General features: G+C 40.8%; 6 protein-coding genes. 5 read left to right on the top strand and 1 reads right to left on the bottom strand.

Annotated features, from left to right (window positions below; genetic code table 11):
* The first annotated feature begins 288 nt into the window (after positions 1–288).
* From ACJAT7_RS05895 to ACJAT7_RS05885, 3 genes are all read left to right on the top strand, one after another.
* A complete protein-coding gene (locus tag ACJAT7_RS05895; RefSeq protein WP_415225878.1) occupies positions 289–1,959 on the top strand; it encodes a DUF342 domain-containing protein in 1,671 nt (556 codons plus the stop codon).
* A 421-nt stretch (positions 1,960–2,380) separates the two neighbouring features.
* Positions 2,381–4,060, top strand: a complete 1,680-nt coding sequence (locus ACJAT7_RS05890) for a DUF342 domain-containing protein (RefSeq protein ID WP_415225877.1) — start codon at positions 2,381–2,383, stop codon at positions 4,058–4,060.
* Positions 4,061–4,323: 263 nt separating this feature from the next.
* Complete coding sequence (locus ACJAT7_RS05885; RefSeq protein WP_415225876.1) at positions 4,324–5,046, top strand: YebC/PmpR family DNA-binding transcriptional regulator; 723 nt, start codon at positions 4,324–4,326, stop codon at positions 5,044–5,046.
* Positions 5,047–5,426: 380 nt separating this feature from the next.
* On the opposite strand, the gene pulA is transcribed toward ACJAT7_RS05885, so the two are convergent.
* A complete protein-coding gene (gene pulA, locus ACJAT7_RS05880; protein ID WP_415225875.1) occupies positions 5,427–9,368 on the bottom strand; it encodes a pullulanase-type alpha-1,6-glucosidase in 3,942 nt (1,313 codons plus the stop codon).
* 736 nt (positions 9,369–10,104) lie between these two features.
* Between pulA and acsA the strand changes: the two genes are divergently transcribed.
* Positions 10,105–11,856, top strand: coding sequence for an acetate--CoA ligase (gene acsA, locus ACJAT7_RS05875; protein ID WP_415225874.1), 1,752 nt, complete (start codon positions 10,105–10,107; stop codon positions 11,854–11,856).
* A gap of 35 nt (positions 11,857–11,891) precedes the next feature.
* Positions 11,892–12,881, top strand: a complete 990-nt coding sequence (pdhA, locus tag ACJAT7_RS05870) for a pyruvate dehydrogenase (acetyl-transferring) E1 component subunit alpha (RefSeq protein ID WP_415225873.1) — start codon at positions 11,892–11,894, stop codon at positions 12,879–12,881.
* Positions 12,882–12,886: the final 5 nt, after the last annotated feature.

The raw sequence follows: 12,886 nt of genomic DNA, 5'->3' as shown, positions 1-12,886 counted from the left end.
CAGGGGTTAAGTTGCCGGGGCCTTTATTTAGCGATCTGTGCGACCTGATTGGGCAGACAATAAAATTGGCAGCTCTATGCTATATTGTAGATCATAAGAAATTTTATAATCATGATCGTTATTCATTGCTGTTACTAGGTAACAAAAACAGGTGATGGGATAGTTATTTCCAATTGAAAATAATAAAAGATGGCTACTGCAAATAGATTATTATATAAATGTTCTTTATATTAAACGACTTGTAAGAGCTGTACGCCAAGCTTATATTTTTATAGTAAGAAGTATTCAATGGATAAAGCACTCACACTTTCAGCAACCCAACTCAGTTTATCGGAAGATAAACAGCAACTACGACTCTTAATTTCATACGTTAAAAAGGAGGTCAGTAGCGCAGATATAATTTTTCTCGTTAAAGACTCTGATTATAAAAACTTCAAATTTAACAAAGCGGGTTTGAATGATGCGATCCGATGCTATAAAGAGATTAAAAGCGGCGTAGCCAGTAACACTGAATTTCAATCTATTGTTATTGCAGAACGCTGTGATGCACAATTATCCATTACTTTCGATCCCGAAAAACTCACCGCAAAGGCAAAAATAATTTCTGCATTTGCGGGGGGAAACAAAACCTATCAGCAACTGATGGATACAATCAATCAGCGGCACATTACTGTGGGTATTTCACAGCCTGCGATAAAACAACTTTTAGAAAAATCAGCACTAGCAACAGCGGGCACCGCCTATCAGATCACAATAGCCAAGGGCATAGCAGCCGTCGATGGCTGTGATAGCCAATTTGAATGTTTACTCGATACACCTAAAGAGATATTACAAAATGCCATGAAGCTAGACTATGGTAGTTTTGATATGAGTAGTATTAGTAATTTGATCTCTGTCAAACCAGGGGATCAATTGATGCGACGCATTCCTGTCAGCATAGGTCACGATGGCATGACAGTGACAGGCGAAATAATTAAACATACACCCGGCAAAGAATATCCGTTCAATGTTGGTAAAAACACTGCCATCTGTAATTCTGATGAGAGCCTTCTCATCGCCACAGAGGTAGGTACACCAATAATATTAGACAGAGGTATGAAGGTCGACCAACTGTTAATGATGGATAGCCTTAATGCTGATTCTGGGCATATCAAGCATACAGGCAGTCTTATTATTGCCGGTGATGTTCGCGGTTGTAAGGAGATAATTGCAACTGGTGATATTACAGTTATCGGCTTTATTGATTCGTCAAAAGTTCAATGTGGTGGTGATCTGTTCGTCACTAAAGGGATATTAGGCCATCCCATTAAAGGCGAGAATAAATTTTCTTCTGAGATAAATTGCAAAGGATCTCTTTTTGCTAATTTTATTCAGTATGCAACAGTCAAAGTTAGTCACGATTTACATATAAAGCATCAGTTATTGCACAGCCATGTGCAGTGCAAAGGTTATATAAACGTTAAAGATGAAGAAGGAAAAAAAGGAACTATTTTTGGTGGCGTTGTATCTGCCAGCAAAGGTATTTGTACCGTTACGCTCGGCGCACCGGTAGGGATTAAAACGACTATTAATTTGATCGGCAGATATACAGCGTTATTGGAAAACAAAAAACAGATTAACTCATCGCTAGACTTGGTACAGGAAAAGTTGCGGGTAGTACTTGGCGCGCAACGTAAACTCACCAATGCAGGTAATTCCGAGAAAGTACAATTATTAGATGAACGCTTAACGCTTACGATAAAGGAGATAAAAAATCAGCTAATCACACATACTCGTGCACGGGAAAATAACTATATTGAAATACAAGAATACTTCAGTAATACCCATGTGCTGGTATTAAAAGCATTGCACAGTGATGTCGATATTTTGATAGGTGACCATGTTTTCCGCTCCTCACGCAGTTATGGTGCAAGTAAAGTTCGCGTTAAAAACGATCATTTAGTCGTTGACCTCTATTAGATAGTCGCTTTATTTAGCCATCTGTGCGACAGTTTCTGGATTTTTGGCGTTATAAAAAACAGATAACTGATTACTATAGGCGGGCCAGTCACAATTAAATCACAGTTAAATCACAATTAATAAAGTTGTGATATAAGCTTAATATCTGACCATTTACTCGCTTAGACTGTTAGCTCCACCAATGTTTTTATTAAATATTCGGTAATTTGTTTTATTTTCCATTAGCTTATAAAAATCGCTATATTCTAATAAGAAAATACAAAAAAAGTAGCTAACCTCCCGCAGGCTGCTATTAAAACATGTTTACTGCTCCAGCATAGTATTAAATATCTCCATCTACCGCTCTTGTAAGCGCTTTATAGATAGGTTATTACATTGTGATTAAATATAATCTGGCTTCATAATTAAAAGAATAAATGATATGAAAAATAACCAACCACTTTCAACTAACTTACTGCGTTTATCTCCCGATAAACAGCAATTACTGGTTTTGATCACCCCTGTTCAAGACGATGTTAGTGTGGACAGCTTATCGCGTATTTTTCAGCAGTCAGATTATTCTCAGCTCAAATTAAATATCTCAGGTGTCAATCAAGCAATTCAGAGTTTTCAGCGTCTTGAGTATGAAAGTGAACGTAGTGCGGAATTAGAATCAGTGGCCATTGCAGACAGGCTTGATGCACAACTCAGCATAACACTTGATCCTCTTAAAATGGTTGCTAAAGCACACATCATCTCCGCTTATGGTGGTTTGCCCGTCACTGCAGAGCAGTTAAAAAATGAGATGGATAAATTAGAAATAAAGCACGGAATTAATCACAAAGCGTTAACTTTACTGATCGATAAATCACAACAAGCAAAGCCTGGTAGCATCTATCAAGTGACTATAGCCAAGGGGAAGCAACCAGTTAACGGCACTGACGCCTCCTTTAAACGCCTCGTTGAGACACCTAGAGAACGATTATTTAAACCCCAACAAATTGAAGATGGCCGCGTTGATATGCGCAATCTCGGGCAACTGATTACCGTAAAACCTGGCGATCAGCTAATGCGTAAAATCCCCCATAGCGAAGGCTTCGCGGGTATTGATGTTACGGGTGCAATCGTTAAACATACTTCAGGCAAAGATTTCTCTTTAGAGGCAGGCACAAACACAGAGGTTTGCTCTACTGATCCTAATCTACTTATCGCCAGCATACCGGGCATTCCCAAAGCATTGAATAATGGCATGGTAGTAGATGATGTTTTAATGGTCAAAAATGTTGATGTTACTTATGGTAATGTTAATTATGAAGGTAGTGTTATTGTTGAAGGTGACATTTGTGATGGGATGAAAGTCTCTGCCACGGGTGATGTTACCGTCTCCGGTTTTATTGAATCTGCACACGTTGATTGTGGCGGCGATCTGATTGTTGGTAAAGGTATTTTAGGTCATCAAGTAGAATTAGGTGGTGGCAACTTTTCTTGCGATATAGATTGTAAGGGTGCGGTGATTGCCAACTTTAGTCAATATTCAAAAATTAACGCCGGCCTCGATGTCAATATCCAAAAGCAATTATCACACTGCTATGTGTTCGCTGGAGGGAATATAAATGTTAAAGATGACGCTGGTAACAAAGGCGTAATTTTAGGCGGTTTTTTATCCACCAATAAGGGGGTTAATACTGTTACACTCGGTGCCAGCGCGGGCAGTAAAACGACTATTGATCTTACCGGTTTGTATCCAGAACTTATGGCCGCTAAAAAACGGATCAACAGCGACATTGTGCAAGAGCAAGAAAAATTACAAAGTTTAATCGTTGCACAACGAAAAATAGACTGCTTACCCGCATCAGAAAAAAAACAGATGTTAGATGCACGTTTAATGCTGACTAAAGAAGCGGTAAAAATACAATTAGCTCTACTACAAACAGAGCTAGAAAATAATACTGCTGAATTGCAGCTCTATTTTGAAAATGCAAAAGTTATCACACAAAAAGAGTTATACAGTGATGTATCTATCACCATCGGCCGGGATAGTTTCCGTTCTGCGCGAACTTACGGGCCGACTAAAGTCAGTGTAAAAAACTACAAATTGTTAGCTGAGCCTTACCTTAAGTAACTTGTAACTTTCTCTGTCCGTAAAATATTATTCAGCAGCTTGAATATTTAAGCTGTTTTATTGTATATCTGCTTAGCTTGCATTGCTTAAATAGCAAAAAATATTGATTGTAATGGACAATTTATCAGCCAACTCAATTTTTATTGATGTCAGACTAGCGCAGAACTACCTTAACAAGGTAAAATTATTGCCAACAATTTTCACCTATACCAGTTATAGTTGCATAGCATAATTGGTATAACTAACAAAAAGAGTCTGATTAGATGGGAAGAGCATATCAAAACCGTAAAGAGTCTATGGCTAAAACTGCGGGCGCGAAAACTAAAGTTTATTCAAAGTATGGTAAAGAGATCTACGTTTGTGCAAAAAATGGCGGATTTGATCCCGATGGGAATCTTTCATTACGACGTTTAATTGATGCTGCAAAAAAAGATCAAGTCCCCACCCATGTAATCGAACGAGCACTTGAAAAAGCCAAAGGCGGTGGTGGTGAAGATTATGAACGCGCAACTTATGAAGGTTTTGGCCCGGGTGGTTGCTCGGTTATTGTCGACTGCTTGACGGATAATAATAAACGTACTTGGACTGATGTGCGTAACTGTTTTATGAAAACAGGCGCTAAAATTGGCTCAACAGGCACCGTTGCCCACATGTTTGAACATCAAGCCGTATTTGTATTTAATGGCTCAGATGAAGACGCTGTTTTAGAAGTATTAATGTCGGCTGATGTTGACGTAAGCGACGTTGAAAGTGAAGAGGGTAATATCACTGTATTTTGTCCTCACACTGATTTCTACAAAGCAAAAACAGCGCTTAATGATGCTTACCCAGATCTTGAACTCGATGTTGAAGAGATCACTTTTGTAGCGCAGACCGATACAGATATCACACCAGAGCATGTTGAAAAATTTGAAAAGTTTATGGAGATGCTAGAAGACTGCGATGATGTACAGAATGTCTATCACAATGGTGTTTTACCTGATTAATAAATAGCTAACCTGTTCATAGAGCGATACAAAAAACCACGCTAATTAGCGTGGTTTTTTTATGTCTGTAATAAAGTTAACTCTTCAATAGGCATAATTAAATAAATAAAGGGCTATAGATTCCCTCTATTTATTAACCACTTCGTCCCCTAAAATAACGCCTCAAAACTATATGCCCGGTTCCTCTGACTAAGCTCTATTTCTCTACAATAAAAAATAAGATAAAGAGCTATTACTAAGCGTAAATTGTCTTCAATTATCATTGTAATATTGGCCATTAGAGATTCATCACCAGTGGTAATAAAGTAAGAACAGCGTTTTAAGATAAAAAAAATCGGCGCACAAGGCACCGATTTTTCAATAGTTGTTAACTCTATATTTTACTGAGCAGCAACTTCACACATGCTAAACGTACCTTGTACGGCTTCAGCACTTAAGTCAGCACTTTCATTAAAGACAACTGTGTATGCATAAGTACCCGCACTGGTATCCACTGTTGTGTTGTTATTTGTTAAGTTGATCCCAGAGACATTCACTGCACCAGATAGGTCATATTCAACATCAGCTTGAACGTTAGCGACAGCAACATCATCCATAGTCACGTTGAGTTGGGTATCCCAATCAGCGTCACCACGCATCTTGAAACCATCAGCACCTAGAAGCGCCACATCCGTTACTACGGCCTGGTAAGTATTATTACCTTTGTAGCTGAACTGGTAAGTAGCATCGTAATTCCAACTAGAAATATTACCGATTAGAGCTATCTTAGTGTCACCTAAAGGACCTACATCTGCACTATCAGCAAGCACTGAGCAGCTTTTAACTTCAACAGCAGTCACAGTAAGCGTTGCTGCATCTTTATCACTTGCATCAAAGCTGAAAGTAACGACCGAATTGACGTCTAAAACTAAAGAGATATTATCTCCGCCATCTAGCGGGAATACTTCACCTATAGTCAAAGCACTTGAACCGCCGTAATTAATAGGGCCCCAAGTTGGATCCGACACTTTAAAGCCGTAAGTACCAGCATCTAATGTCATTGTTGATGTGTAAACACCAGCGCCAGTGAACTCCATTGCATCAGTCGCTTTCCAACTATTCATATCACCTTGAATATGCGGGATATCATCACCAAATGGCGGGATAGATGATAAGTCTTTAGTACTATTATCAACTGCAAGACCAACACCTTGAGCACCCACTTGCGCTTTAACAAATACCGCGGTGGTTAATGCAGGCACTGTAAATTGACCAGAAGCAAAAGAAGCAGTTCCTGAAACTAATGCGCTGTGCAATGCAAAACCAGTCGCACCTGTTACAGGGACAGTTTGCATTTGATCTGTCGCATTAATCACAGTAACAATGGCATCAGCAGCAGGATCTAAATCTGCAACACCTGTGCCATCATCAATGCTCATCACAATCACACCAGGAATTGAAGTCGGGCCTGTATTTTGGAAATCAACACGTGCTTTAACTTCAGCTTCAGTTGCAAGACTAAACAGCGGTGAGCTTGTACGGATTTTCAATAACTCTTTAAAGCGAGCATCTGTCCATACGATATCAGCAGAGGTTGGCTCTGCATTGACATCCGCAATGATGGTTTTGATTAATGGCCAGTTACTTCCATCTTTATCTTCACGCGGCAGACCGACATTCCAGTTATTACTGAACATATCGTAGTTAACGGTATTAAACCAGTCTCCAGAATCGTAGCTATCACGCTGCATTGATTTAGAGCGTAACAGTTCTGATCCCATATGGAAAAATGGAATACCTTGACCCAACATATTGGTACTTAACGCCAATATCTGCATTTGTGCACGCTGTGCAGAACTTACACTGGCGTCGATCTTGTACATATTGTTATCCCAAAGCGTTTGGTTATCATGCTTAGAGACATAAGAGATATTCTCTTGCGGATCGGCTGTGTAACCTGCTTTTTGACCGTTATAGTCAACATCCTGGCCGCGTTTAGTAAGACCTTCTTGATCAAGTAATACAAAGTTAGCTAAGTTACCCGCCATACCTAAACGAATGATGTCGCCATCTTGTCTTAGTTTAAGTGTTGAGGCATCAGTATCTGTTTGCATCTCATTCCAAACACCGGCATTAGCAAAACCTTGGTTTGCACGTAATGTATCGCCACCATCAAAGGGACCACCACCACGAACAGCATCACGCAAGCGATCTGAGAAAGTACCTATTTCAGTACCGGCCATATTCGCCTGAGTTGCTTGTACAAACAGTGCATCATCGGCAACTTCACCAAAGTTCCAACCTTCACCATAGAAATAAGTGTCAGGATCTTCTACTTTAACTGCTGCCAGTGAATCAACCATCAGTTGCTTAGGTTGATGTCCCATTAAATCGAAACGGAAACCATCAATCTTGTACTCTTTAGCCCAAGTAACCAGAGAGTCAGTCATTAGCTTGCCCATCATGGTATTTTCTGTTGCTGTATTTGAACAACAGGTAGAATTCTCTACATAGCCAGAGGCATTAAGACGCTGATAATATCCAGGGACGATTTTATCCAGAACTGACTTATCATCAGTACCAGCTGAGTTAGTGTGATTATAAACCACATCCATTACTACGCGGTAACCCATGGCATGCAATGTTTTAATCAGCGTACGGTACTCTTCAATACGCACAGTGCCTTTAGCATCTGTTGCATAACTGCCTTCAGGTGTTGTGTAATGGAATGGATCATAGCCCCAGTTGAAGCTGTCATACATACGCAGATCATTCATTAACGCTTGTGCTTCACCAGATTCCGGATCAAAACCATCGAGCAGCTCACGCAGTGTCACACTCTGATCACCCGCACACACAGCAGCACTTGCATTCAGACCACAAAGTTTTGCAACTGTATCGCTTAGTTCAACATGTTTTGCCGGATCTTCATCAACCGTTGCAATATCAAACAAATTCATTAGATGAATTACATTCATACCATTGTCTGCAAGCGAAACGAGCTGCTTAACACTGGCACGATCAGTTTCAGTAATTGCCGTGTATTTGCCATCTAACGCATCAGTACCAAAATCATTTGGAGCAGAGGTTAAATCACGAAGATGAGTTTCATAGATAACCAGCTCTTCTGGTGTAGCAACTGTAGGTATAGTTTGCGTATCCCAACCGGATGGTTTAGCTTGATTTGCTAAATCCACCACTTGCGAGTATTTACTGTTAACCGATAAACTTAAAGAGTACGGGTCGGTTACCTGTAGTGTTTCTACATTATCTAGCGCAGCATGGTATACCTCAACTTCATAGCGGTAGTATTTACCCAGCGCGTCTGCAACTTCAGCCGTTTCCCAAGTACCATTTGCTTTACGCGTCATGGCTACAGCATCACCTATTGGATCTAAATTTTCATCATAAAGGTAAAGCGCTACATTTTTAGCGGTTGGCGCCCATAATTTAAACATCGCAGCAGTGCCATTAACTACCGCACCTAATGTTTCATCTTTTGCTGGATCAGTGACCGCATTTGCGTAAACAGCATCTAATGCTGGCGCTAATTGTACACCTGTTGCGTCGAAGACTTTGCCTTCGGTATTTTTAGCAACAACAACCAGTTGACCTTGCACTAATGTATCAATTGTCACACCGTCAGGCAGTGTAAAAGAAAATGCTTTATAGCTTTCGTAACGTTTAGCGACGCCAGCTGGCATCTCTTTGTCAGTAAGCGCAAGAACTTGGGTAGAGGTAGATACAAATTCACCCGTATCATCATCAAGTTCAAAACCACCCTCTGCTAAATAATGAATTTCATAAGAATCATCGCCACTTGTATCCCAAACGAGGGTCGTCGCATCAATTAATGCGCCTTTTTGACTTTCGTAAACACTCAATGCGAGGGGCGTAGCAGAAAGATCTACATTGCCTTGTGCCAAATAAACTTTTTTACCTAAGCTGCTCATATCCCACTTGCGATCACCACCAGGCTCTTTATCGCCTGCGTTGTGCATAATGTAGGTTATACAAGTAGCCCCTTCTTTTAAGGGAATATTATAAATAGCACCATGAGTACCTGTACCAGAAGCCAAAAGAGGTTCATCCCAGCTAGTCACCGCACTGTCAGCAGCACCATTACAAGTGGGATCATCATTCCAGATATGCAAGCCCCAACCATCATAACTGGCATCTTTACGCAGGTAATTAAGCTCAGCGTCACTGTCAGCTATAACAACGTCAGGTATAACGTCAGGTGTAACAACAACAGTTTCATTGCTACTGCCACATGCAGCTAGCGTGGCAGCGACGAATAGCGGCATGGTAAAACGCGCTAATGTTTTTATTTTCAATTCCATTGATCATTCCTGTTTTATTAATGATTAAATAATTATTATTGTAGTTATTACAGTAAAAACTCCTCTTTTACGACGCCAAATCATATTGGATCAGCGCGGCTTAAGATGTGATCCAAGCGGTGGAAATATCCCTTTAAAATCTCATAAAACATTCTTCAATTGATCTTTGTGATCGACGTCACCCTCAAAATATCTTTTATGGAAAATATCGCTTGATTTAACAAAAAAGCAATGAAAGCGCTTTCTTTTTGAGTGAGGCTAAAATACTTCCATTCCTCTTGGATGAGATAAAAAACCAATTTTCGAATAAAAAATAGACACAACCAGAGGAATAAAGTGACATGAATCACTTGAAAATCGAACTAAATGAGATAAAGATTGCTATTCACTTTTTACAAGATAAAAAAAGAAAGCGATTACTTGTATAAATAAAACACAAAGAAAGCGCTTGCAAATTAATGAAAATAGGTTCGAAAATTATCTTGTTGGGCAGTAGCAAAGGGTTTTGGCATTAATCAGACAAGCAAACTATTCAGTAAAAATCTATTAGCAATAAATTTAGTGGACACATTAATATAGGCGAGTAGCCAAATAAGCATAACCAGTTCCACCCACCACTTTTATTTTATTCAAACAATACGCCGTAAATCTGCTGTTTATTTAGGCGATATTGTTATCTTTCATCTACTATTCAATAGAAAGTTATTTTTTTAGGATTAAACCTAAGGAGATTGAAATGCGTTTTCCTGAAATAAAAAAAGATCCATTACAGGCTTCGAATCACAATTTAACTTCCTATCAAGATATTTACGACCAATTTGATTGGAAAACAGCAGAGCTGCGTATAAAAGGAGGAGAAAAGGGATTAAATATCGCATTTGAAGCGGTAGACAGGCATGTCGAAGAAGGCTTTGGTACACAAACAGCCATTCGTTGGTTAAGTAAAAAAGGCCAGCAAAAAGATATTAGCTACGCAGATTTAAAAGAGCAAACCAACCGTTTTGCGAATATTTTAAAGGGGGTTGGCTTACAGTCAGGTGATACAGTTTTTGGTCTATGTAATCGCGTTCCGCAACTTTACATCGCCTTATTAGGCACGCTTAAATTCGGCGCGGTATTTTCGCCACTTTTTTCTGCATTTGGACCCGAGCCAATCCGTTCGCGCATGGAAATTGGTGAAGCGCGGGCATTGGTAACAAGCGAGGCACTTTATCGTAAAAAAGTGCATGGCTGGTGTAGTGAATTACCCAGCTTAAAATGGATCTTTTTATATAATGTCACGCAGCCCCTAGCTGAAAATTGCTACGATCTAGATGCTTTATTAGCACAAATGAGTCCTGCTTTCGCAACCCGTTTATGCAATCCCGAAGAACTCGCCTTATTACATTTCACATCAGGGACGACCGGCAAACCTAAAGGGGCGATGCATGTTCACAAGGCGGTTATTTACCACAGTATTTCCGGATTTTATGCGCTTGATCTAAGGCCGGGGGATAATTATTGGTGTACAGCCGATCCCGGATGGGTGACAGGCACCTCTTATGGAATTATCTCGCCCTTATGTAATAGAGTCACCTTAATCATAGATGAAGCCGAATTTGATGCTCAGCACTGGTATCAACTGCTCAGTGAGCAGAAAATCAATATCTGGTATACCGCACCAACTGCTATCCGCATGCTAATGAAAGCGGGAGAAGAGCTTGCAAAAGCGTATGATCTCAGTGCTTTACGCTTTATCTCCAGTGTCGGAGAGCCACTTAATCCCGAGGCGGTAATATGGGGGCAAAAAGTCTTCGCTAAACCATTTCATGACAACTGGTGGCAGAGTGAAACAGGTGGCATCATGATCGCCAACTTTGCAACCTCAGCAGTCCGGCCAGGCTCTATGGGGCGACCACTACCGGGTATAGAGGTTGCCATTATGCAGGGTAATAACGGCATAAAAACCCCCATAACGGAAGCGAATCAAATTGGGGAACTTGCACTAAAACGGGGTTGGCCCTCTATGTTTCGAGGATACCTTCATGAAAATGAGCGCTACCAAAAATGTTTTGTCGGTGATTGGTATTTAACGGGCGATTTGGCCTTCTGTGATGTCGACGGTTATTACTGGTTTGTAGGTCGAGCCGATGATGTGATTAAAAGCTCAGGCCATTTAATTGGCCCCTTTGAAGTTGAAAGTGTACTGATGGAGCAACCCGCTGTCGCTGAAGTTGCGGTTATTGGTCTACCTGATGAGGTTGCCGGGGAGATAGTAAAAGCTTTTGTCGCACTAAAACCCGGTTATGAGGAAGATGAGACATTACGTAAAACCCTGCTCGGTCATGCGCGTAAACGATTGGGTCCTGCCGTCGCACCAAGGGAAATAGTATTCCGTCAGAATTTGCCCAAAACACGCAGCGGAAAAATCATGAGACGTTTACTCAAAGCACGGGAACTCGGCTTGCCTGAAGGTGATATTTCCACACTTGAGAGCGACGAATCATAAACGATTGCTAAAGCGCAATACTTGGGGAGTATTTCATGACTAATAATAAAGTGCATATAAATCGTGAACATTTGCATCATCTACTTAAGCAGATGATTCGCATTCGCCGCTTTGAAGAACGTTGTGTAACCTTGTACAGCGAAGAAAAAATTCGCGGTTTTTTACATCTATATAACGGAGAAGAGGCGATATCGGTTGGCCTGATGCAAGCACTGACCGCTGAAGACGCGCTATTATCAACGTATCGCGAACACGGTCATGCCCTAGCAAGAGGACTGCCGATGAATGCAGTTATGGCAGAGATGTTTGCAAAAGAAACAGGATGTAGCGGCGGACGGGGCGGTTCAATGCATCTCTTTGACTGTAGCCGTCGTTTTTTCGGCGGCAATGCTATTGTCGCAGGTGCCCTGCCGCTCGCGGTTGGTTTGGCATTAGCCGATAAAATGCAGCAGCGTCCGCTTGTGACCTGTTGTATTTTTGGTGATGGCGCGGTTGCTGAAGGTGAATTTCATGAGAGCCTAAACCTTGCAAAGTTATGGCAGCTTCCAATTCTCTTTGTCTGTGAGAATAATTTATATGCGATGGGCACTGCACTGGAGCTTGAAGAATCGAATCAAAAAATTTATCAAAAAGCGGAAAGTTACGGTTTAACCTCACAAGTGGTTGATGGCATGAATGTAATAGAAGTGGAAGCGGCAGCCAAATCAGCTTGCAGTGCCATACGCAATGGCAGCGGGCCGCAATTTATTGAATGTCTAACCTACCGTTTCCGTGGTCACTCGATGTTTGATACGCAGCTTTACCGTAACAGCAGTGAAGTTGAAACATGGAAAAAGAAAGATCCCATTGTGCAATTAACGCATTGGCTCGAAGATAATAATCAAATTGAAGCGGGTGAACTGCAGACGATCGAACACGCGGTTGATCAAGAGATTGAAGAAGCCGTGGGTGCTGCGCAGGCCGCGGCTTTTGAATCTGTAGAAACGCTGTTAAAACACGTCTATGCGGAGGCTCCCCATGAATGAATTAA

The sequence above is a fragment of the Psychromonas sp. genome (genome assembly GCF_047632995.1).
Taxonomy (GTDB): Bacteria; Pseudomonadota; Gammaproteobacteria; order Enterobacterales; family Psychromonadaceae; genus Psychromonas.
The sequence above is the reverse complement of the archived record's forward strand: the minus strand, read 5'-3'. Positions and strand labels throughout refer to the sequence as shown.